We start from the raw sequence: 23,139 nt of genomic DNA, 5'->3' as shown, positions 1-23,139 counted from the left end.
AAAGACTAAGCTAAATCGTCTTCACCAATTACATTCACAGTAGAGGAGCCGCCAACAACGGAGACATCAACTGTGTTTGCCTGTACATTGGCACCCATAACGATTGTTTGGTTGAAGGCATTGGCAACGCCCAGTGCATCAGCTGTAGCTGCTGTAGAGGCATCAATGCTCATATCATCACCAACTTGGTAATTCATAATGCCTTCAGCATCATGGATACCATCATGTGCAATCGCTTCGCCGCCAACTGCAGACACGCTTTGAACAAGAGAGCCGTTATTAACGACAGTCGGGTTGGTTATAATATCTTGGTCATGAAGACTGTTGACTTGTTCGATACTAAATGTCGTATCTGTGACCTCAGGCATACCCATAGTGCTTGCTGACAAGTCACTACTTGGGGTAACCGAAAGTGCTTGCGGTGAAAGACTGTCATCTTCTCCCGAGAACAAGTAGGTGTCATTATGGCCAATTACATCTGCCTTCGCAGTGTTCACCTGCGCATTACCACCAGTTGCCAATGTTTGGTTGAAGGCAGAAACGTTTGCTGTCGCGTCAGCTGAGGCAATAGTTTTTGCTGTGATAGCATAGTCATCGCCTACAGAGTTTTCAGGAGTAATAAACTTACTCCCCCAAACATCTTGAATGCCATTGTCAGCAGTAGCGTCTTTACCGTTTGCTTTTGCAACTTGGTTTAGTGTGGCCTCGTTGCGCACCACCGGCTTGTAGATATCGTCATTATCCATGAGCCAGTTGCTCTGCGAAGCAGCAAGTGTGCTGTCCACATTGCCAGCGGATAAACCGGCAGCCAGGGTACTTGTGCCCTGTGTGTCTTCACCAATGAGAACAGAAGCTTCATTGTTGCCCACAACTTCAAGCGAGGTTTTGTTCACCTGAATATTGGCACCAGTTGCAATGCTTTGGTTAAAGGCTGATGCTTTTGCAACAGCATCCGCACTTGCACTACTTAAAGCATCAATACTGCTATCATCAACAACGTGTTTGGTTCCATTAAAGCTATCAATGTCAATTCCAGCACCGCTTTTAGCCGTACCACCATCAGCTTGCACAACTTGAGTAACGCTACCCTCATTAACGACACGAGCATAGTTTACATCATCGCTGTCATTCAACTCGTTCTGCTGATTTATGCAAACCCCAGTTGTGACAGGGGTACCCAAAGAAACCGAAACCCCGTTTGCCCCCATATTGTTTGGTGTATGGTCATCTTCTCCTGTTGCCACAACATCGTTATTACCACCGGTAATATCAATGTCTGAGGAGTTGCTTTGCTTGTTACCAGCCGTGTTCGTCATCTGGTTCATAGTTGAAGCAGCTGCTTCAGCGTTTGCGCTGGCTTGGGTACTACCTTTTATAACAGCATCGTCGCCAACATTATCTTCAGCAAAGTGCGTCTTAACGGCATCAGAGCTAATGCCTTCATGAGAAGTCGCAGTGCCACCAGTTGCAATGGCTTTTTGTGTTACTGTACCATCATTAATTGTTTCAGGTGTGCAAATGACGTCTTCGTCACCCAAAACGTTTTCTTGCATCGCACCTTCTAAGGTTAATGCACCCGCGTCCATTGTGACCGAGCTTGCAGCCGCTTGCCCGTTAGAGGCATCATTTTCGTCAGCTATAGCGCTAGAATAGTTACCAGCGGTAATTTCGCTTTCTAGCGCATTGACTTGAATATTACCACCGCTACTGATGTTTTGAGAGAAGCTGGTGGCCGAAGCAACCGCGTTGGCGTTAGCTGAAGCCTCGCCAGCATAGGTGCTGTCGCCATCAATAGTACGCTGCATTGTTTGAGAGGCGACTTTCGCCTGGTCAATCCCGCTGCCAGCCGTTGCAGTTTTACCTTCAGCAACGGCCGTTTGTGTGGCTGTTGCTCCGACAGCATTATAAACATCAGGGCCTGTTATGGCGTCATTTTCTTTAAGCGTATTGAGTTGCTTATTAATGACCATAGAGCCGGTTGCATTCATGCCAACTGTTGTTGAGCCGCCAAGATCGGCATGGTTCTCGCCAGCATGAACTGTTGTGTGGTCTCCACCAGTTAGGCTGAGGTTTGAGCTGTTTTGCTGCCCGTTGCCACCGGTATTGATTGTCTGGTTGAAGCTGCTGGCTATTGCAGTAGCATTCGCATTGGCGCTGGTGCTACCAGTTATTGAGCTGTCATCACCAACATGTGCCGAACCAAGGCCGCCCTGGTCTGTATTAGACCAAGAATTTTCTATACCTGTAATACCAGTGCCTGAGGAGGCGTTTCCGCTTACAGCCTTGACATATTGATTGAGGCTATCATTGTTTTCAATATTAGCGTTGCTGATATGATCTTTGTCATTTGCCCAGTTACGTTGTACTTCACCAACAAGAGAAAGAGTTCCGGTTGCACCAACACTTAAAGCTGGTACTTGCATGTCGGCACCATTTTCACCAACATCAACACTATTAAGGTTGCCCCCAACGATAGTCGCCTGACCGGTATTTACCTGCTTGTTGTCACCAGAAACCAACTCCTGATTCATACTCGCAGCGAAAGCGGTCGCGTTTGCACTGGCTGCACTGGTTCCTGAGATTGTGCTGTCACCACCATCTTCAACTGTTGAGCCAATTTTGCCCCAGTTATGAATGCCATCTTGTGCTGAAGCTTCACCTGATTCAGCAATAACCGACTGCTTTACCTCAGCATTATTCGTGACCTCTGGGTTATCAACTTTGTTGTCGCCCTTTTCCTGATCTCGCAACATGTTATATTGTGAGTTGGTAAGAGTGACTTGGTCAAGGGGCAATAACGAGCTGTTGCTGTCGATAGCAGCGCCACTTCCACCAGCGGAAACAGTGTCAACATCCTCGCCCACGAGCGTATAGTCCGAGCTGTTTTTTTGCTCGTTTCCGCCTGTTTTGATTGACTGGTTAAAGCTGCGGGCAACGGCAATAGCGTCGGCTTGTGCTGCTGTGCTGCCTTTTATTGATAAATCATCACCAACACTTCCACCGCCAGTGGCCTGCCAGTTGTCTTCACTAACAATACCGTGTCCTGCAGTCGCATGACCACCATTGACACGAAGAGTTTGGCTAACATTACTATTGTTAATAGTAGAGGCTTGGCTAACGCTATCTTGATCTTGCAACATATTGGTCATGTTGCCATCAAGAACACTATCAGTTAGCTGAGGACCAGTGGAGCTGCCTTGTGCTGCCCCATAACTAGAACTATCACCCCCAGCTTCAATAATGCTGGCATCACCCCCGGTGATTTCACCCGTAACTTCGTTAGCTTGCTGATTGCCACCGGTTTTTACCGATTGATTAAAGCCTTGGGCATAACCTTTGCCAGTGCTTGATGCATAACTGCTCGCATCAATGCTTAAATCATCGCCAGTTGAGATAGCGTGGTTAATATCTTCAATACCATCACCTGCAGTTGCTAATGCAACATCACCATTTATGGCATTGACCATAACAGTCTGCGTCAGACTGCTATTATTTGTTGTTTCGGGAGTACCCAACTCATCTTTGTCAAATAGAGAATTATTGGAATTCACCTTGATGTCACTTAAAGTGCCATGGTCATTCGTGTTCGTCGTACTCATCAATTAACTCCAATTGGAGAATGGTATCCCACAGAACACTATCTATTACGTAGTCGTTACTGTGTGCCCATTCGTTTTTTATAGTGAAGATCTTATCTTCAGTCTGGAGAACGAAGTACAATTTAATAAACGAATAGTATATATCCGATTATTCTGTAAATAATAACTACTAAAATTTATTATATGAAAAAATATTCATATAATAACTGGAATGTTATTATTTTTACATCGTTCGCCGCCAATTGACGCTCGAAATTACTTATGAGCAACTCTTGAGAACTAATGCTATTAAAATGTACAGGTAAGAAATTATATTATTTAGTTGAAAATAATTTCATTTTCTTTTGTGATTGTTCATAATTTGGTAATTTTTAATCGTTTTGGAAAACTATTAACAAAGGTATTTATGGGGGAATTGTTACTAGGCATTGTTTATTTATTTTTAACTGATGTTCTGGATGAACTAAATAATTGATTTTATTATAACTCGGAACTCTATGATTAATGATAATAATGACTGGGAATATTCCAACTTGTTTTGCTTAATTACTTAGGTATTGACAGTGAGAATGTATTTATAGCCTCGATCATCTTCATTATGATATTGGGCAAAATAAACTACCTAAAAATAAGGGGATTCTTGTAGCGCTCGTATAGCTTTAGTCTAGAGATGTAGAATCTGTAAAAATACACCAATCAGAGAATAGAATTTGATAGGTTAGGAGCACTCTGTGAATAATCAAAAAGCTATAGAACCAGATTTTGATGAGCTTGACAGAGTTGCGCCTTCCAAGGCAGGACGCCGTAATTTACTATTCGGACTTATTGGTAATATTAGTTACAGTTGGTCAAATAATGAATCTATGTTTATTTATATATTACAGTATCTTATGAGAACTGATGAGATCACTGCCACTATTGTTTTTGGCACTCTAAACACCACACGTGCGCGCTTGGAGCTTGTTGAACGTCTTGCCAATGCCAAACTGAATGATCCGGCAACTGCAAAAGAACTCAGACGTATTATTCGTCTTTTCAACCAAAGTACAAAAATGCGTAACGAGTTTAACCATTCTATGTTCCGATTGAACGAGGAAGGCGACATAACCCATACGCACTCTATGCGGATCCAGCGTAAAAATGGTGAGCTCTCTTTAGGAGAGGTGAAAGCAATTGATGATGCCCGTATCCATGGAATGGCGAAGGCGATAGAGCAAATGGTTCAGCTTAATAGAGAAATCTGGAAGTTTTTGCCTAAGCTAAAAAGAGCGATGATAACCTGAGGCAAACAAGTGGGTTGAAAAGAGGAGAGGGCACAGGCTGTATAGGTGCTTAAACCATTACAACTTCAACACCTTGCTTTTGAAATGCCTCCATATATTCGGCTGTAATATCGCTATCGGTGATCAAAATATCAATCACATGAGTGCTCAGTACCTTGTTGAAACCAACGCGGCCAATTTTTGTTGAATCGACAACAGCAATAATTTTATGTGCGCATTCTGCCATCACAGCACTAATGGCATAGCCCGTATTAAAGGTAGTTATTCCTTTTTGCGGGTCAATTCCATCGGCCCCAATAAACAGTATATCGGCAGACACGCCTTCAAGACATTGTTCAGCTTTTGGACCATGTAAAGATTTTGTTTTGCTTCTATACACGCCGCCACAAATAACCAACGTCGTGTCCGGGCTTTCGGCAAGTGCGTCTGCAGCAGGCAAATTGTTTGTAATCGCGATAATCGCCCCTTGTGGTGCCAATGCCTGGGCTATGAGGTGCGTTGTGCTACCGCTATCCAGTATTACTGAATTTCCAGGTGCAACGTAACTAACTGCCCGCTGGGCAATTCTCTCTTTCGCGCTCGCATTTATCCCATAACGTCGCTCAAGAGTGACCTCATTTTCGGTTGCTCTTACCGAAGTGCCAGCTTTATCTAGAGTCTGTGCTCCACCATGAAAACGTTTAAGTAGATTTTCATGTTCAAGCTTTCGCAGATCGGCACGAATTGTCACTTCGGAAGTTTCGAAAATATCAACCAGCTCTTTAACCTCAACGCGTCCTTTGGCATTGAGCATCGCCAATATCTTTTTGCGTCGGTCATAGGCACTCATTTTTTTCTCCGAAAGTGTCTGGCCTGGTTGCATGTAAAACATAAACGAAAATCAGTTAGTTTCCCCTGCGTTGTTGCAGGGGAAACTTATCTTCGACTTAAAGTATTTTTTATGCTTTCGCAATGGTTCCATCGAGATCCCAAAGGTCTTCCCAACCTTTTGCGCTCTCCCAAAGGAAAACTTGGCCTTTAATCAGGCGGCAATCACGATCAATTTTCGAAATTGCTGTCATTTCTTCATCTGTCAGCGGGTTTTCGGTAATACACTTTAAGTTTGAAGTGTATTCAACTTCGTGAACGGAGAATGGAATCGGCACATGACCACGTTGTACAGCCCACTTAATACAAACAACAGCAGGGTGGACACCAAGGCGCTTAGCCGCCGCAACGATGACAGGATCTTCGATATCGACAGTATCGTTTTCGGTTTTATCGCGGTCAGGGCGGGTAGGAGAGCCAATTGGACAAAAGCCGATAGGTAGTACACCGTTTTCCATAAGGAATTGATAGAGTTCTTCCTGCTGGAAGTGGGGGTGGCACTCCATTTCATTCACAACTGGTTTAATCTTGGCGTCGCGCAGCAGCAATTCCATTTTTGCAACTGTCATATTGGAAGTACCGATGGAACGCACCAGTCCCATTTCAACCAATTGCTCCATTTGCTCCCAAGTCTTCATGAAATTTTCATGGATATAAGGCACAGCATCTGGACTGCGGGAATCGCCATCACAACCGGGAGCGTGATAGTTCGGGAAAGGCCAGTGTGTTAAATACAAATCCAGATAATCAAGCTGCAAGTCTTTCAAAGTCTTTTTACAAGACTCAATTACATTGTCGTGCTGGTCATTCCAAACTTTTGAATCTACAAAAAGCTCTTCGCGAGGGATAACAGTTTGAATATCTTTTAAAATTTCGCCAATCTGAGCTTCATTTTCATAAACAGATGCGCAATCGAAGAAACGAAAACCAACAGCAGCCGCACCCTTTACAGCATTTGCAATATCATCAGATGTAAAGCGGTCAGATCCAAATGTTCCCATGCCAATAGCGGGCATTTTGTAGCCGTTGGAAAGTGTTTTTGTTGGGATTACAGCTTGATCTACTGCGTTTTCACTTAATTTAAAAGTAGACATGAGATTTCCTTGCAGCTGGGGTTACCGCTAATTGCAGTAACCCCTATTTATTATTCAGCTCAATTTATTAGTAGAGAACTGCTTTTGCTTCTTCGGAGTCGATGTTGTCTTTGGTTACAAATACAACACCTGTATCGATGAATTTTTCGACCTTTTTACCATCAAGAACTGCTTTAACGGTTTTAACACCTTTGTAGCCCATGGCGTAAGAAGACTGAACAACGATACCTTGCAGTGTGCCGTCACGAACAAATGACTGCAGATCAGCGTTACCATCGAAACCAACAGCAACCACTTTACCGGCATAGCCTTGTTGTTTCAAAGCACGGCCCATACCAACAGCTGTTGGTTCGTTAGAGCCGAACAGAGCAACCAAGTCTTGGTTAGAAGCCAATACGTCAATTGTCTGGTTCAATGCTGTAACCATGTCGGCTTGTGAGTAGAATGGGCCAACAACGGTTGCACCAGCTGCTTCAACGGCATCTTTAAAGCCGCCATCACGGTCAATCGCAGAGCCAGCACCAGGGGTGAATGACATCATTGCAACTTTACCAACTGGCTTTTTCACTTGCTCAAGCAGTTTACCTGCAGCCAATGCGCCGGCTTTACGGTTATCGGTGGAGAGGAACGACTGATAGTACTTGCCGTCACTCTTCAGGCTGGAGTCAATCAAGATGACCGGAATACCAGCTTCCCATGCCTTTTTAACTGAAGGAACCAGAGCAACAGGGTCGGAAGGTGCCAACACAATACCAGCAACACCGCGATTTACGGCGTTTTGAACCATATCAACCTGTTTCGCAACTGCGGTTTCAGCTTCAGGACCTTGGAAAGTAATCTTGTAATCTTTCAGCTCTTCTTCAGCTGCAACAGCACCACCGCGCACATTTTGCCAGAAGTTGGAGTTGGATGTTTTAACGATCACTGCAATTTCATTTGACTTTGCGTATGCAATAGGAGCAGTCATCATAGCAGTCAGACCAACCATTGCGGCAATTGCTAGTTTTTTCATAATTCGCCCTCCCTATTTAGGCGCTTTTGTGGTTTTAGACACAGGTTTTGGTTTGGAAGTTTTCTTCTGTTGGCGCAGCTGATCAAAGGCAACGGTCGCAATAATCACACCGCCGATGATAATCTGCTGAACAAAGAAGGAAGTTCCGTTCATATTCAGGCCGTTACGAAGAACGCCCATGATAAACGCACCGATCAAAGTGCCCGGAATGGTGCCAACACCACCCGTGAGTGAGGTGCCTCCAACAACCGCACTCGCAATCGCATCAAGTTCGTACATCACACCACCATTTGGCTGTGCGGTTACAAGGCGAGAGGCCAGCACAACACCGGTCAAACCAGCGAGTGCACCACTGCACATGTAAGCAAAAACTTTCACACGATCAGTTTTAATACCCGAAAGACGGGCAGCTTCTTCGTTTGAGCCAATAGCGTAAAGGTAACGGCCAACACGAAGTTTCATCAACACGAAGGCAAAGGCCACCGCGAGAAATACCATAAGAATAACAGGGTAAGGGATGCCAGGGAATTTCACGATAGGAAAGCCGTTGGCACCAACTTCAACCACACGGAACAGCGCACCGTTGCCTAAAGTTGAAAATGATTCAGGCATGCCGGAAACCGGAGCGGCATTGGTGATATAAAGCGCAATACCGCGCGCAATCATCATCATACCCAATGTGGCAATAAATGGTGGCAAGCGCAGGCGCGTAATGAAGACGCCGTTCGTTGTGCCGCAAAGTGCGCCAACAAGGACACCAAACATCATACCAATCGGAACAGGCGCTCCGGCATTGACCAGCATTGCAGCGGCAACGCCAGCCAGAGCAACAACTGAGCCGATGGAAAGATCAATACCGCCGGTCAAAATCGGCAGGGTCACACCAATACCAATAAAGGCAATTGTTGATGTCTGCAGACCAATGGTCATCAGGTTGTTAACGGTAAAAAAGTACTCGTTAGAAATGGCGAAAGCGATGAAAAGACAGACCAGTCCCGCCAACGCTGCAAGCTTTTGCAGCATTTGTTTTTGTTTCTCAGACATTTAAGCGACCTCCCGCTGTCCCTTGTACATATTTTTAACGCCAGTGGCGTAATGCATAATTTCTTCTTGGTCAGTTTTTTTGCAATCAAGCATTCCGGTCAGTTCGCCTTCTTTCATCACCAAAATGCGATCTGACATACCCAGAACCTCTGGCAATTCAGAGGAGATCATGATGACACCAACCCCTTGTGCCGCCAGCTCATCAAGAAGTTGATAAATGGCGTATTTTGCACCCACATCAATGCCGCGGGTCGGTTCATCAAAAATCATGATTTTGGCATCACGGAAGAGCCATTTGCCAATCACCACTTTTTGTTGGTTACCGCCGGAAAGATTGCTGACCAACTGCTCAATGGTGGGCGTTTTGATTTCCATTTTTTTGATGTAGGTGTCACAAGCAGCCTTTTCGGCAGCATAGGAAATAACACCTGCAGCGTTGGAAACCTTATCGGTTGACGGCATGGTCATGTTTTCACGAATGCTCATGCTCACGGCAATACCGTTGAGTTTGCGATCCTCTGAGAGGTAGGCAATACCACCGGCAATACCGTCCGCTGGAGAGCTGGCTTTCACCTGTTTGGTGCCGACAATAACTTGGCCTTCATCCAGACGGTCAGCGCCGAAAATAGCACGGGCAAGCTCGGTTCTTTTGGCCCCAACAAGACCGGTTATTCCGAGAATTTCACCCCTTTTGAGGTCAAAGCTAATTGGGTCGAATACGCCATATCGACAAGCACTCTTCACCGACATCAAAACTTCATCTGTAACAACCGAAGTTTTTTCGGGGAAGTGGTTGTCCAAAGAGCGGCCAACCATTTTGGCGATTATCTCGTCCATGGTTATGTCGCTAAGTTTATGGTCGGATACGTATGTGCCATCACGGAAGATCGTAATGTGGTCACATATGCGTTTGAGCTCGTTCATGCGGTGCGAAATGTAAACAATACATACGCCCTTTGCTTTTAGTTTCTCAACCAGCTCGAACAGCTTATCAATTTCGCGTTCTGTTAAGGCTGAGGTTGGCTCATCCATAATCAGAACCTCAACATCAAATGAAAGAGCTTTGAAAATCTCAACCATTTGCTGCTGTGCTACCGAAAGTGTATTGACAATATCGGAGGGTTTTACACCAATATCGAACATTTCGAGTAAGCGGGCTGCTTCCGCTTCCATGCTGCGTTTGTCGATAATGCCGTTGACCAGCGGTTCACGGGCAAAAAAGATGTTTTCAGCAACAGAGAGGTGCGGAATAAGGTTGAGCTCTTGGAAAATCATAGAAATCCCGGCTTCCTGCGCATCAAGCACAGAGTCAAAGCAAACCTTTTCACCCTTATAAATAATTTCGCCAGTATCAGGCGTATGCACACCAATAAGAGTTTTCATCAACGTGGATTTACCCGCGCCGTTTTCTCCCATCAAAGCGTGCACTTCTCCTTTGCGTAGGGAAAACTGCACATCTTTAAGTGCTTGAACCCCAGCAAAGGCTTTGGAGATTCCTGTCATAGACAGCAAAGTCTCACTCATTGGTCACCTCCCGACCATTTAACTATTGAAAGTCAGGTGTCACACCCTTTTTAAGGATGATGTTTCCGTACTTTCGCGTTGTTCCGGTGACTACAACACAACTAGCGCTTTTCGCTCTTTCGTAAAACGCAAAACGATCAATGAAAGAAATTTCAGCACCATCTTGCAAGCATGAGGTGTACTCTTCGACAAGTCCCTCAGGCAAGGTGTCACCTTCCACGGCCTGCATCATGACCGCATTATCTGTAACGTATTGGTCCAGCTCTATTAGGGGGGTAATAGCTTTTAGGAGATCAGAGACTTCAGAGCCGTCTGCTCTCATAACCTTTTCATTACAGGAATAAGCTGGGAAGTGAGCATCGCTCAAAACGATCTCATCACCATGGCCCATCTTATGTAATTCACACAACAGTTCAGGCGATATAATTGGATTAATTCTTTTCAACATTAGCTCTACCTAAAGTTGTCGTCATTTTCGATACAGACAATTTACAAACCCAAAACGTGCAAATGAAAATAGCAAATAATACGTATTTGTCAAAAAAAAGAAAATTAAAACGAAAGTTACCTAACGATTTTAAGGTACTTAGGGTCTTTGAATAGATATGTCAGATTGTCGCGAAGCCGCTGAATATCTTTCGTATTGGCGTATTAGCAGTATTGTGGAGTTGTTTTGATTCCTTGATAGCAACTCGCAACTGCAAATGTTTGTTTTGAATTGCATTTGAAATGCAAAACGAAAGGTATTTGCCGTCAATTTTCGAATTGATATTTCGAAAGGTGTTCATATATTAATCTTAATTAGAAAAACCGTATTTGGTTTTTCTTGGATCATTGGAAGAACCTAGCCGTTAAAACGATCCGTTGCCGGGGATTTGTAAAAACTGTATTCCTTGGCGGCAAGAAAATGGAATGGAGTTTCGGGCGTATAAGTTCGCTTTGCATCGAACCAATAATTGCTTTTTAAAGGAACTCCATCTTATAAAGCAAAAATACACATTGGCGAACAATCAGAACAGAGTGGGTTTCAAACTCTGAAATTGCGTAATCGCTTAGGTTATAGCCATGTGCGGTGTATGAAAGCGTCAAATACAAGAAAGTTAAAAGCTTGAAAGCATTTACCGAAGCAGGTTTAGCTACTCCGATTTTGCGTGCTGTAACAGAGCAGGGCTATCAAAAGCCAACGCCAATTCAACAGCATGTCATTCCGGCCCTTTTAGAAAACAAAGATATCTTAGGGATTGCCCAAACCGGCACAGGCAAAACCGCCGCTTTTGTGTTGCCAATACTACAAAAGCTGGTGGTAAGTGGAGAGGTGCCAGAGGCAAAGCATTGTAGCGCACTCATTCTTGTACCAACGCGCGAACTCGCCAATCAAGTTAAAGAGAATATAGATAACTATAGCAAGTATCTTGAAATCAGCTCGACAGTAATCTTAGGTGGCGTGAAACCTAATCCGCAAATTCGCGCTATGGCGCCAGGGCTGGATATAATCATTGCAACACCAGGTCGTTTGGAAGACCACATGCGCAATGAAGCGGTGAGCCTTGCAAAAACAAGTATGGTTGTGCTTGATGAGGCGGATCAAATGCTTGATCTCGGTTTTGCTCCTGCCATTCGTCGGATTTTAAAAGCTGTGGCCCCAGAGCGGCAGACAATTTTATTGTCTGCGACCATGCCCACACAAATACGCCGCCTAGCGAAAGAGTTTTTAAGTCAACCAGAAGAAATTTCTGTTGCTCCTGCCTCCAAGCCTATCGAGCGCATAGAGCAGTCGGTTGCAATGGTAAACAGCTCAGGTAAGCGGCAGAAGCTCGTTGAAATTCTAAAAGATTTGACTATAGAGCGTGCTATCGTTTTCACCCGAACCAAACGGGGCGCAGATAGGGTTTCCCAACAATTGGTGAAAGCCGGTTTTGATGCTGCAGCAATACACGGCAATAAAAGTCAACGCCAACGTGAGAATGTTTTAAATGCATTTCGTGGTGAAGGGTGCAACATTCTTGTTGCAACGGATGTGGCAGCCCGAGGCATTGATATTCCGGGTGTTTCACATGTTATCAACTACGAGTTGCCCAATGTGCCTGAGGCCTATGTTCACCGTATTGGCCGTACTGCACGAGCTGGCAAAAGCGGGGTAGCAATTTCGCTCTGTGACCCGAGCGAGCACGAATACCTTCGGGATATTGAAAAGTTAATCGGCCAAAAGCTGAAATCGGGGGTTTATGATGACTGCGAGCCGCTTCCGGGTGGGGCATTCGATCCGGTAACCGCAGCCTCAAGGGGGAAAAATAATGCGACGCGACGAGCGCGGCAAAGCCCAAGTGGCTCAAAGCCATCTTCGGGTCGAAGCTATAAAAAAGCACCGGTAAAATCTAACAGCCCTCAAGAGAAACAGGCGAGTACATCAAAGACGACGCAAGGCCGAAAACCGTCATTCAAACAGGCTGGAAAGACTGCTGGAAATAGCAACAATAATAGTGCGAACAAAAGCAAGACCAATGCAGATACTGGCGTGAAAGCGAAGACGTCGAGAGCTACAAGGAATAAAGTCGAAAGACCTGCAAAAGGTACCCGACGAGCGAGCTCCTCAAGGCGTGCAACCGGTAACAGGCAGCGACGCCCATAACGTAGATCTATGTATGAGGCGAAGAAGTGCGTTAGTTCTTTGCCTCAATCCATTGTATCTCTATTACGATTTTCTTTAAAAAGCAGTTTCATTCGTTGATCGTGATCTGATATACCAATGTTGGGCATTCAGGTAATGTGAGCTTAAAGGGTAGGCTTTTTTGCAGGTAGGCAAATCACGAATAAGGTGGGCAGGATCACTAAGCTACCGGTTACTGTTGGCCGTTTGTAGTGCTCTATTGCTTGTAATGGGCACTCTGGCGACCTACCACATTGCTTGGCAAGCAAATATCAATGCGCATATTGAGAGGAAGGCCGCAACGCTTTCACTGCAATTATCCAACCTAGAAAATCATTTGGATAAATACCGATTACTGGCACCCTTACTTGCGCGTCGGGCAGACATTATAGAGCTCATACAAAACCGCAATCACAATCAAGCGGTCAAAGTATCGAAAAGAATTGCCGGTATGTCAGGGGCGCAGGAAGTCGTTTTTACTGACTTGAATGGTGATTTTTTTAGCTCCAATTTACCCGGCTTCAGCTTAGGTTCGCATTCACGCCAAATATTCAATCGCAATAGTAGTGCGTTCAAATCGGCGCAACAGGGCCGTTTAGGGCGTGATACATTCATTTCACCTGTTGATAATGCCGTGAGTTATTTGTTTGTTGCACCCGTTCGAAGCCAACAGCAGATTATTGGCATGGTTGCCCTACGTCTTTCGCTAAACGAAGTCGAGCAGGATTGGGCTTTAACGTCCGACGCGCTGGCAGCCATAACCCCAAAAAGAATTGTCGCTATAACCAACCGCAGTTCATGGCGTGGCAAACCTGTTCCCAAGATTATTCTCTCGCAAGAGGAAAACCTAAATACTGTGACGTTAGATCAGTTAACGGGGCCGGTGGAAACCGTATCATTGGCTTCACTTGAGAAACGAGAAAAAGGTGTAAGCCAAGAGTTTTTATATTTATCAAAGCAGCTACCGGTTTTGGGCTGGCAACTATTTATTCTCAGCAGCATTGAAGAGGTTAAAAAGCAAACGCTGCGAACTTCTGTTATTTCAGCTCTACTCCAGCTTTTGGCCCTTTGTTTGCTTATGTATACGCTAGACCGCCGCTGGCGTTTATTAGAGCGTATAGAAATGAATAGCCGTACCGCTGAGGAGTTGGAGCAAAGAGTAGAAGAGCGTACCGCAGCACTCTTTGAGGCCAACCAACGTCTAGAGCGTGAAGTGACAAAGCATAAGCTTACAGAAAGTGAGTTGCAACAAACACAAGCAGGCTTGATCCAATCGGCAAAGCTGGCAACGCTGGGCGAAATGTCTGCTGCCCTTTCCCACGAATTCAGCCAACCGCTGGGTGCTATTCGCATGCATGCTGAAAATGCCTTGCTATGGCAAAAACAAAATAAATCCGACAAGTTAGAAAAAAATCTACAACGTGTCATAGCAATGGTTGACCGCATGGCGGCTATTAGCCAGACTTTAAAAGGTTTTTCACGTAAGGCCGGTAGTGAAATCAGACAAGTCGATATTTTGCCTGTCATCGATGAAGCACTGTTACTTGCAGGGCCGCGCCTAAAACAACAGGGCATTGAACTAGAGTACCAACGCCTATCATCCTCGATTTTTGTCAATGCCTGTCAGGTTCGATTGACGCAAGTACTTATGAACCTCATTAGCAATGCAGTGGATGCGATGAAATTTGCAGATTCACCAAAGCTAACCATATGTGTTACCGATGATACGGATTTTACCGAAATATCCATAATAGATAACGGGGGCGGGGTGTCCCCGCAGACTGCAAGCCAGATTTTCGATCCATTTTTTACAACCAAGGATGTTGGTGAGGGTTTGGGGCTCGGCCTCGCAATTGCCTATAAAATAATGCGCGACATGGGCGGCTCACTCAGTTATAGCCCCTCTCCAACGGGTGGAGCATGCTTTTGTGTCCGCCTGAAAAAACAAGGCCATGCTCAGGAGCTGTTAGAGATATAATGAACAAAGCAACCATATTACTCGTCGATGATGATCAGGATATGCGTGAGGCTCTTGCCGAAGGTCTTGAGCTTGCTGGCTTCACAGTTGTTGCTTTGGACCGCCCGGAAAAAGCCCTCGATTATATATCCTACGAGTTTGACGGGGTATTGGTGAGCGATATACGCATGCCGAAAATGGATGGTTTTGAGCTCATGCGTGCAGCTTTTGAAATTGATGCCGCACTACCTGTTGTTTTAATGACAGGACATGGTGATGTGCCTTTAGCGGTTGAGGCTATGCGTAAAGGTGCCTATGATTTTCAAGAAAAGCCATTTTCTATCAATAATTTGAGTGCAATCGTCAAGCGGGCGTTGGAAAAACGTCGTCTTACATTGGAAAATCGTGTCCTGCGCGAAGAACTGGGGGATCATTCCGGACTGGAACAGCGATTGGTTGGCAAGTCCCCGGCTATCGAGCATTTGCGTGATATGATCCGTACATTGGCAGATACCGATGCCGATGTTTTGATACTGGGAGAAACCGGAGCGGGTAAAGAGGTGGTTGCCAGAGCCTTACATGATGAGGGTATGCGCAAGGATAAACCGTTCGTGGCACTGAATTGTGGCGCACTTCCAGCTGAAATAATTGAATCAGAGCTGTTCGGCCATGAGCGCGGCGCTTTTACCGGCGCAAGTAACCAGCGTATTGGAAAACTAGAGCATGCGCACGGCGGTACGGTGTTTTTAGACGAAATTGAATCCATGCCCCTTGAGTTGCAAGTCAAGCTACTGCGTGTCATTGAAAACCGTTCTATAGAGCGCCTGGGTTCCAATAGGGCTATTGAGCTGGATCTGCGCTTTATTGCGGCCACGAAAGACGACCTATCGGCTATGAGCGATCAGGGGCTATTTCGCAAAGACTTATATTACCGCCTCAATGTCATTACCCTGTCTTTACCGCCGTTAAGAGAGCGGCGAGAAGATATCCCTTTGTTGTTCTTGCACTTGGCACGAAGTGCTCGCGCGAGATACCGGCGTGACTTACCAGAGGTTACGGCTCAATTTATGCAAGAATTAATGCAAAAAGAGTGGCCAGGTAATGTGAGGGAGCTGCGCAATGTGGCCGACCGTTTTGTATTAGGTTTAGAAGGGGCGTTGAAACCCGGCGAGAAGGGAGAAGGGCAGCAGAGTTCAGCAATGCCATGCTCTAAACCTCTTGCCGAACAAATCGCCGATTACGAGCGCCACTTGATCGTTCAAAGTTTGCAGCAAAATGAAGGCAAGCTTAAGCCAACTTATGAAGCGCTCCAGCTTTCCAGAAAATCGCTCTATGAAAAAATGAAGAAATACGGGCTTTCCGTTGATAAAGAAGAATCTTCCGTTGAGATATCACCCTAAAGTATGACACGAAAGTGACACATGCGGAAAATACGTATGTACCTATTTGGAAACATTTCGGTGAGGAGTTTGAATTGCGACGTAATGTCTGAGCGTGGAAACCCTTAGATATCTAAGTTTTTTATAATTTTTATAATTTGGCACAGGAATTGCTGAATGGTTGCTATCGGGTCTGGGAGGACCCAGCGACTAATCGGGAGCAATTCTATGAAAAAGCAAATCTTAGCTGCAACAGCGGCCCTATCCTTCGCCCTTTCCATTCCTGCTCAAGCGGCAGAAGAATGTAATGATGGTGAAATGGTTATCAAGTTTAGCCATGTTGTTTCTGCAAAAGGCCACCCGAAAGGTGAAATGGCCAACGCATTGGCAGCACGCATCAACAAAGAAATGGATGGCATTGCATGTATGCAGGTCTTTCCAAGTTCACAATTGTTTGATGATGACAAAGTCATGGAAGCGCTTCTTTTAGGTGACGTGCAATTGGCAGCACCTTCACTGGCAAAGTTTGAAGCTTACTCTTTGAAGTACCGTTTGTTTGACTTGCCATTCCTGTTTAAAGACATGGATGCGGTGAACACCTTCACTAAAGGTGAAAAAGGGCAAGAGCTTTTGCTCGCTATGTCTGACATGGGCTTCACCGGTGTTGGTTATGTTTTCAATGGTTTGAAGAGCTTTTCAGCCAATAAGCCATTGCTGGTACCATCAGATGCTGAAGGCTTGAAGTTCCGTGTTCAAACCTCCGATGTTGCTGTAGCAATGATCGAGGCTATGGGCGGCAACGCGCAAAAGCTGGCCTTTAAAGAGGTATACGGCGCGCTGCAAACCGGTGTTGTCGATGGTCAGGAGAATACTTGGTCCAACATCTACACCAAGAAGTTCTTTGAAGTACAAGATGGTATTACAGAAACCAACCACCAGCTTCTCACATACCTTGCTGTAACCTCTACTGAATGGCTGGAAAGCTTAAAGCCAGATGTTCGTGAGCAGTTCTTGAAAATCTTTAATGAAGTGGCAGACGAGTATAACGCGCGTTCCACTGCAATTAACGAAGAGAACAAGCAAAAAGTAATTGAAGCCGGCACTGTTGTACGTGAACTGACACCTGAACAGCGTCAACAATGGGTTGATACCATGAAGCCTGTATGGGGCAAGTTTGCTGACGACATTGGTCAAGACTACATCGACGCGGCTGTCGCATCCAATAAATAATTACTAATGGCAGCCCCGGGCATCTATGCTTCGGGGCTACCCAATAAGATGTTGCCGTGTATAGCCGGATGCATCAGGGGGAAACACATTGTCAAAACTAAAAAGCTTTATTGATGGGTTGGAAGAAAACCTTATTGCCTTCCTGCTGGCAGTGATGACACTGACAACCTTTTCGCAAGTAGTTGCACGCTACGGCTTTAACTCGGGTTGGGGTGGCGCACTTGAATTCACGCGTGTTTGCTTTGCCTGGCTTATCCTGTTTGGAATGAGCTACGGCATTAAAATCAGCTCGCATCTGGGGGTTGATGCCCTTACAGGCCTGTTCCCCAAGCCTATCTACCGTTTGTTTGCTATGCTCGGTGCACTGGCAACACTCCTTTATGCTGTTTTGCTCATCGATGCCTCATGGGTTGCGCACTTACTCAACCTGGAAAACCGTGGCGCAAGTGGAGGTGCTTGGGCATATGTTGCTAAATTCTACAAGCTACCTATCGGCATGGTTGACCTTCGCTTCCCTGAATGGGCCCAAGAATTTTTTGGTGTTAAAGAACGCATCCCGCGCTGGACATCGTATGTCATGCTGCCACTCGGCCTTGGCTTGCTTGCTTTTCGTTCTATCCAAGCATTTTGGCAAATCATGCTTGGCAAAAGACATGCCCTAATTGCTGCCCATGAAGCTGAAGAGCTGGTGGAAGATAATAAAGACGTATTAAAGGACTAGCCCCGATGGAAACCGCTTTTTTGTTCATTATGGTGCTGGTCTTGCTATTGATCGGCGCACCTATTGCCATTGCTCTTGGCTTATCGGCCGTGCTCTATACACTGTTTTTCTCCCATGACAGTATGAGCGCTGTAGCTGTACAGTTGTTCAATGCCTCACAAAACTTCACATTGCTGGCAATCCCATTCTTTATTCTGGCCTCCAGTTTCATGTCTACCGGTGGCGTTGCCCGTCGTATCGTGAACTTTGCCATTGATACCGTGGGTTGGATTCGCGGCGGTCTCGCCATTGCAGCAGTTTTCGCCTGTATGATCTTTGCGGCCCTTTCCGGCTCTTCACCTGCAACGGTTGTAGCTATAGGAACGATCTCTATCGCGGCCATGCAGCGTGCAGGTTATTCGAAAGACTTTGCAGCCGGTATTGTGGCTAATGCTGGGACTTTGGGCATACTTATTCCCCCTTCTATCGTCATGGTGGTGTACGCAGCTGCGACCAATGTGTCGGTTGGCCGTATGTTCCTTGCCGGTGTTATTCCAGGCACCGTGGCAGGCCTTATGCTTATGGGCACGATTTATCTGATCGCTCGCAAAAAAAATATGCCAGCCCAACCATTTCCGAAGATTTCCCAGTTGTGGCACTCTTTCTCAGAGGCTGCCTTTGGTATGTTCCTAATGGTCATCATTTTGGGTGGTATTTATCTAGGTGTGTTCACACCAACGGAAGCAGCTGCCGTTGCAGCCGTTTATGCAGCACTCATTGCGCTGTTTGTCTACCGTGATATGGGCCCATTGGCAGGTGAAGTATGGCGTCGTCCTGGCGAAAGCATGGGCGATGCCGTCATTCGCAATACTTGGCTGATTATTACCCGTTTCTTTCCGGCGTTTTTCCACCGCGATACCAAAAAGGTATTTGTTGAATCCGCCAAGACCACGGTGATGTTGATGTTTATCATCGTCAACGCCATGTTGTTTGCCCACACGCTCACCGCCGAACGGATTCCGCAGGTCATTACAGACTGGATGGTAGATGCTGGCTTTAACTGGTTCACATTCCTGATTGCCGTCAATATCCTGCTGCTCATTGGTGGCCAGTTTATGGAACCGTCCGGCCTGCTGCTCATTGTGGCACCGGTTGTCTTCCCGATTGCCATCGAGCTGGGTGTTGACCCAATTCACTTGGGCATCATTATGGTTGTGAACATGGAAATTGGCATGATCACCCCGCCAATTGGTCTCAACTTGTTCGTGACCTCGGGGATTACAGGCATGAGTTTGGTGCAGGTGGTACGTGCTGCAACGCCGTTCGTACTCGTTCTGCTGCTTTTCCTCGTGCTGGTAACTTACGTTCCTTGGCTCTCAACTTTCTTGCCCACAACAATTATGGGGCCAGAAATCATAACCAATTAAAAATTGAAAACGGCCCGGAAGTTCTAGCTTCCGGGCCGTTTTCTATATTGTCGGTGTCTTGATGGATAAACTAAAGCGTTGCGGCCATCAGGCGATAAACGATTTGCGCTGTCGTGAAATCCCAAGCGGGATCGCCATTCGGGGCCAGCTCGACAATATCCATTCCTACGCAGCGCCGCCCTTTCAGGCTATTCTCCACCAAATGCAGCGCTTGATAGTAGCTAAGACCACCGGGCACCGGCGTCCCTGTTGCTGGCATTTGCGATGGGTCAATGCCGTCTACATCGAATGAGATGTAAACATTTTGCGGAAAATCCTCGGGCAGCGCTACATCAAAAACGTTACCAGTCACCAGCTCTTCCGCATCCTTGTAAAACACCCCGAATTTCTCGCGTGATTGCACCTCTTGTTCGCATAGGGCGCGTACGCCAAATTGCGCCAGCTTAACGCCATCTTCTACCAGAAGATTCATAACTGAAGCGTGCGAATGTGGCTCTCCTTGGTAGGCAATGCGCAAGTCCGCGTGGGCATCAATCTGCACAATCCCAATCGGCCCTTCGCCTTGCTGCGCCAAAGCCCGCGCAACGCCGCTTACCGCGCCAAAGCTGAGGGAATGCTCGCCGCCCAATGTCACCGGCAACTGCCCCGCCAAGACAGCCGCTTCAGTGCACTTTGCCAGCCGCTCCATCACGTCAGGCAAGGGTCCATCACACGCCACAACCGGTTGGGTGAAAATGCCAGCTTCGCAAGGAAACTTGCCCTGGCATAACCGCTCCAGCTCATTACTGGCATTGATAATGGCTTCAGGCCCCGAAGCCGTGCCCGAACCGTAGGAAACTGTACGCTCGAGCGGCATGGGAATAACCTGAAACCGGCTCTCGGTGTTGCGCTCATCCGCGCTTAACTCACTATCGAGAAAAACTGTCATCTGTTGTGTCCTTAAGGTCGCTAGAAAGCCATCGCGGCTTGATGCTCAAGACAGGCGCCCTAAAAAATCCTCATAGGAGAATTGCCTGATCATGGCTAGCGCGTCGGTATCCGAGTTCCAAAGCGCAATACTTGGCAGCGGTACCCCGTTGAAACTATTGGTTTTCACCATGGAATAATGCGCTTGATCAAGAAAGGCGAACCGTTGTCCCACTTGCAAAGGTGCATCAAAGCTGTAATCGCCGATCACGTCTCCGGCCAAGCAAGATGGGCCGCCAAAACGATAACAATGCCCCTCACTTACTTCGCCCAGCATGGCAGGGCGATAAGGCGCTTCGATAACATCTGGCATATGGCAAGTTGCGGAGATATCGCAGATTGCAAGGTTCATGGTGTTCTTGGGCAAATCGAGGATTTCGCCTACCAGTATGCCCGTATCAAGTGCGACAGCCTCGCCCGGCTCCAGATAAATTTCAAGTCCGGTGCGTACCTTCAAATCCTTAATAAACGCTATGAGCGCCTCGCGGTCGTAATCGGCGCGGGTAATGTGATGACCGCCCCCAAAGTTAAGCCATTTCAGCTGCGGTAAGTACGGAGCCAGCTTGGGCTCAACCGCCGCCCATGTGCGGGCCAGTGGCTCAAAACCTTGCTCGCACAGCGTATGCATGTGTAGCCCGTCTATGCCCGCCATCACCTCTGGCGTAAGCTGGGAGACCGGCGTGCCAAGCCGCGAACACGGTGCGCAAGGATCATACTTGGCAATCTCGCCCTCGGAGTGCTCGGGATTGATCCGCAAGCCCACACTTACGGGGTGGTCTGCCTTCGCAACCAGCGGCAGCAGGGCTTGTTTCTGGCTGGCACTATTGAAAATCACATGGTCTGAATAAGAGAGGATCTGCTCAAACTCACTGGCCTTGTAGCCAGCACAGAAAGTGGCAACCTCACCGCCATATTTCTCCCGTCCCAGCTTGGCCTCATAGAGGCCAGAGGCACAGGTGCCTTGCAAATACCGGCGCACCAGCGGCGCGACAGCAAACATGGAAAACGCTTTCAGCGCAGCCAAAATATGAGCGCCGGAGCGATCTCCCACATCCGCAAGGATCTTGAGGTTCCGCTCCAGCGTCGCTTCATCCACCACAAAACAAGGGGAGGGAACGCGGCTCAGATCGAACCGCTTAAATGCCCCGGCATCCCCTGCCTGTGTTTGCATCATTTCAGCCATGATTTAAAAATCAACCGGGCCGTTGAGTTCATGCACCTGCCAAGGCAAGCCTTGAGTGTTGAGCATCTCCATGAAGCCATCCGGGTCCAGTTGCTCCATGTTCCATACGCCCGGCTCGTTCCAGATACCCTTCAGCACCATGGCCGCGCCAATCATGGCCGGTACACCGGTGGTGTAGGAAACCGCCTGCGAGCCTACTTCGGCGTAACACTCTTCGTGATCGCAGATGTTGTAGATGTAATAGGTCTTCTCGCCCGAACCATCTTTGGCATCACCGGTGATGATATCACCGATACAGGTTTTGCCCTTGGTCAGCTCGCCCAGTCCGCTTGGGTCGGGCAATACTGATTTCAGGAATTGTAGCGGAATAATCTCGTGCCCTTCGTGCATGACAGGCTCGATGGAGGTCATGCCAATGCCTTCAAGCACTTTCACGTGGTTGATATAGGCATCGCCAAAGGTCATCCAGAAGCGGGCGCGGTTGATTTCCGGGAAGTGGGTTTTCAGGCTTTCCAGCTCCTCATGGTACATAAGGTACATGTTCTTTTCGCCCACACCGGGGAAATCGAAAGCCACTTTGTGGCTCATCGCCGGGGTGGTAACCCAGTCGCCTTTTTCCCAGTGACGTGCCTCGGCGGTCACTTCACGAATGTTGATTTCCGGGTTAAAATTGGTGGCGAAGGCTTTGCCATTATCGCCGCCGTTGCAATCGAGAATGTCGATCTGGCGTATGCTGTCCAGCTTGTGCTTTTTGATCCATGTAGCAAAAACTGATGTCACACCGGGATCAAAGCCGGAGCCGAGAATAGCGGTCAGACCCTTTTCCTTAAAACGCTCCTGATAAGCCCACTGCCAGTGGTATTCAAACTTGGCTTCGTCCTCAGGCTCGTAATTGGCGGTATCAAGATAATGGATTTCCGCCTCAAGGCAGGCATCCATCAGCTTCAAATCCTGATAGGGCAGGGCAAGGTTCACCAGTAGTTGTGCGCCGCTCTGCTTGATCAGCGCAACAACGGCGGCCACATCCATGGCGTCCACTTCGGCAGTCTCGATTACAACGCCGGTTTTCTCTTTCACGCTGGCCGCAATATCATCGCATTTAAACTTACGACGCGAGGCGAGAGTAATTTTCCCAAAAATGTCGGCGTTCATCGCCATTTTGTGAACAGCGGCAGACGATACGCCGCCCGCTCCAATGACTAGAGTACTACTCATTCGTCTATATCC

At 47.0% G+C, this 23,139-nt stretch carries 17 protein-coding genes; 7 read left to right on the top strand and 10 right to left on the bottom strand.

Annotated elements, in window-relative coordinates:
* Window positions 1-5: 5 nt before the first annotated feature.
* A complete protein-coding gene (locus AYK67_RS06080; protein ID WP_068083738.1) occupies window positions 6-3,599 on the bottom strand; it encodes a beta strand repeat-containing protein in 3,594 nt (1,197 codons plus the stop codon).
* 731 nt (window positions 3,600-4,330) lie between these two features.
* Between AYK67_RS06080 and AYK67_RS06075 the strand changes: the two genes are divergently transcribed.
* Complete coding sequence (locus AYK67_RS06075) at window positions 4,331-4,882, top strand: hypothetical protein (RefSeq protein WP_068083737.1); 552 nt, start codon at window positions 4,331-4,333, stop codon at window positions 4,880-4,882.
* Window positions 4,883-4,931: 49 nt separating this feature from the next.
* Here AYK67_RS06075 and AYK67_RS06070 read toward each other — a convergent pair whose 3' ends face one another.
* The 6 genes from AYK67_RS06070 to fucU form a co-directional block, all read right to left on the bottom strand.
* On the bottom strand, window positions 4,932-5,711 hold the full coding sequence (locus tag AYK67_RS06070) for a DeoR/GlpR family DNA-binding transcription regulator (protein ID WP_068083816.1): 780 nt from the start codon (window positions 5,709-5,711) through the stop codon (window positions 4,932-4,934).
* A gap of 109 nt (window positions 5,712-5,820) precedes the next feature.
* Entirely contained in the window at window positions 5,821-6,843 is a 1,023-nt protein-coding gene (locus AYK67_RS06065) for an aldo/keto reductase family protein (protein ID WP_068083736.1), read from the bottom strand.
* Between the two features lie 67 nt (window positions 6,844-6,910).
* Window positions 6,911-7,855 (bottom strand): ABC transporter substrate-binding protein, encoded by a 945-nt coding sequence (locus tag AYK67_RS06060; protein WP_068083734.1) that lies wholly within the window; start codon window positions 7,853-7,855, stop codon window positions 6,911-6,913.
* 12 nt (window positions 7,856-7,867) lie between these two features.
* Entirely contained in the window at window positions 7,868-8,899 is a 1,032-nt protein-coding gene (locus AYK67_RS06055) for an ABC transporter permease (protein ID WP_068083733.1), read from the bottom strand.
* A complete protein-coding gene (locus AYK67_RS06050) occupies window positions 8,900-10,423 on the bottom strand; it encodes a sugar ABC transporter ATP-binding protein (protein WP_068083731.1) in 1,524 nt (507 codons plus the stop codon).
* Between the two features lie 22 nt (window positions 10,424-10,445).
* On the bottom strand, window positions 10,446-10,871 hold the full coding sequence (gene fucU, locus AYK67_RS06045) for an L-fucose mutarotase (protein WP_068083728.1): 426 nt from the start codon (window positions 10,869-10,871) through the stop codon (window positions 10,446-10,448).
* 660 nt (window positions 10,872-11,531) lie between these two features.
* Here fucU and AYK67_RS06040 point away from each other — a divergent pair.
* From AYK67_RS06040 to AYK67_RS06015, 6 genes are all read left to right on the top strand, one after another.
* Complete coding sequence (locus AYK67_RS06040; RefSeq protein WP_068083814.1) at window positions 11,532-13,052, top strand: DEAD/DEAH box helicase; 1,521 nt, start codon at window positions 11,532-11,534, stop codon at window positions 13,050-13,052.
* Window positions 13,053-13,212: 160 nt separating this feature from the next.
* Window positions 13,213-15,048, top strand: a complete 1,836-nt coding sequence (locus AYK67_RS06035) for a sensor histidine kinase (RefSeq protein ID WP_156453068.1) — start codon at window positions 13,213-13,215, stop codon at window positions 15,046-15,048.
* The gene (locus AYK67_RS06030; RefSeq protein WP_068083723.1) at window positions 15,048-16,427 is read left to right on the top strand and encodes a sigma-54-dependent transcriptional regulator; all 1,380 of its coding nucleotides are present in this window, start codon (window positions 15,048-15,050) and stop codon (window positions 16,425-16,427) included. The genes AYK67_RS06035 and AYK67_RS06030 overlap by 1 nt, the downstream gene beginning before the upstream one ends.
* Before the next feature lie 207 nt (window positions 16,428-16,634).
* Window positions 16,635-17,636, top strand: a complete 1,002-nt coding sequence (locus AYK67_RS06025; RefSeq protein ID WP_068083721.1) for a DctP family TRAP transporter solute-binding subunit — start codon at window positions 16,635-16,637, stop codon at window positions 17,634-17,636.
* A gap of 88 nt (window positions 17,637-17,724) precedes the next feature.
* Window positions 17,725-18,357, top strand: coding sequence for a TRAP transporter small permease (locus tag AYK67_RS06020; protein WP_068083715.1), 633 nt, complete (start codon window positions 17,725-17,727; stop codon window positions 18,355-18,357).
* Window positions 18,358-18,362: 5 nt separating this feature from the next.
* Window positions 18,363-19,763 carry a TRAP transporter large permease gene (locus AYK67_RS06015; protein ID WP_068083712.1) on the top strand — a complete coding sequence of 467 codons (1,401 nt, stop codon included), beginning with the start codon at window positions 18,363-18,365 and terminating at the stop codon, window positions 19,761-19,763.
* A 70-nt stretch (window positions 19,764-19,833) separates the two neighbouring features.
* Here AYK67_RS06015 and speB read toward each other — a convergent pair whose 3' ends face one another.
* Genes speB through AYK67_RS06000 form a run of 3 tightly spaced genes read right to left on the bottom strand, consistent with a single transcriptional unit; the run spans window position 19,834 to window position 23,127 of the window.
* Window positions 19,834-20,691: an agmatinase gene (gene speB, locus AYK67_RS06010; protein WP_068083708.1), complete on the bottom strand. Its 858-nt coding sequence runs from the start codon at window positions 20,689-20,691 to the stop codon at window positions 19,834-19,836.
* Window positions 20,692-20,736: 45 nt separating this feature from the next.
* The gene (nspC, locus tag AYK67_RS06005) at window positions 20,737-21,912 is read right to left on the bottom strand and encodes a carboxynorspermidine decarboxylase (RefSeq protein WP_068083705.1); all 1,176 of its coding nucleotides are present in this window, start codon (window positions 21,910-21,912) and stop codon (window positions 20,737-20,739) included.
* Between the two features lie 3 nt (window positions 21,913-21,915).
* Window positions 21,916-23,127 carry a saccharopine dehydrogenase family protein gene (locus AYK67_RS06000; protein WP_068083703.1) on the bottom strand — a complete coding sequence of 404 codons (1,212 nt, stop codon included), beginning with the start codon at window positions 23,125-23,127 and terminating at the stop codon, window positions 21,916-21,918.
* Between the last annotated feature and the right edge of the window lie 12 nt (window positions 23,128-23,139).

Origin of the sequence: Polycladidibacter stylochi (genome assembly GCF_001562055.1) — a bacterium.
In the GTDB taxonomy this organism is placed as follows: domain Bacteria; phylum Pseudomonadota; class Alphaproteobacteria; order Rhizobiales; family Stappiaceae; genus Pseudovibrio; species Pseudovibrio stylochi.
The sequence above is the reverse complement of the archived record's forward strand: the minus strand, read 5'-3'. Positions and strand labels throughout refer to the sequence as shown.

Excerpts from the sequence above, each read along its gene's own strand:
- AYK67_RS06015 (WP_068083712.1), top strand. The coding sequence starts at position 18,363 with ATGGAAACCGCTTTTTTGTTCATTATGGTGCTGGTCTTGCTATTGATC.
- AYK67_RS06025 (WP_068083721.1), top strand. The coding sequence starts at position 16,635 with ATGAAAAAGCAAATCTTAGCTGCAACAGCGGCCCTATCCTTCGCCCTT.
- AYK67_RS06060 (WP_068083734.1), bottom strand. The coding sequence starts at position 7,855 with ATGAAAAAACTAGCAATTGCCGCAATGGTTGGTCTGACTGCTATGATG.
- speB (WP_068083708.1), bottom strand. The coding sequence starts at position 20,691 with ATGACAGTTTTTCTCGATAGTGAGTTAAGCGCGGATGAGCGCAACACC.
- AYK67_RS06030 (WP_068083723.1), top strand. The coding sequence starts at position 15,048 with ATGAACAAAGCAACCATATTACTCGTCGATGATGATCAGGATATGCGT.
- AYK67_RS06000 (WP_068083703.1), bottom strand. The coding sequence starts at position 23,127 with ATGAGTAGTACTCTAGTCATTGGAGCGGGCGGCGTATCGTCTGCCGCT.
- nspC (WP_068083705.1), bottom strand. The coding sequence starts at position 21,912 with ATGGCTGAAATGATGCAAACACAGGCAGGGGATGCCGGGGCATTTAAG.
- AYK67_RS06070 (WP_068083816.1), bottom strand. The coding sequence starts at position 5,711 with ATGAGTGCCTATGACCGACGCAAAAAGATATTGGCGATGCTCAATGCC.
- fucU (WP_068083728.1), bottom strand. The coding sequence starts at position 10,871 with ATGTTGAAAAGAATTAATCCAATTATATCGCCTGAACTGTTGTGTGAA.
- AYK67_RS06055 (WP_068083733.1), bottom strand. The coding sequence starts at position 8,899 with ATGTCTGAGAAACAAAAACAAATGCTGCAAAAGCTTGCAGCGTTGGCG.
- AYK67_RS06080 (WP_068083738.1), bottom strand. The coding sequence starts at position 3,599 with ATGAGTACGACGAACACGAATGACCATGGCACTTTAAGTGACATCAAG.
- AYK67_RS06050 (WP_068083731.1), bottom strand. The coding sequence starts at position 10,423 with ATGAGTGAGACTTTGCTGTCTATGACAGGAATCTCCAAAGCCTTTGCT.
- AYK67_RS06065 (WP_068083736.1), bottom strand. The coding sequence starts at position 6,843 with ATGTCTACTTTTAAATTAAGTGAAAACGCAGTAGATCAAGCTGTAATC.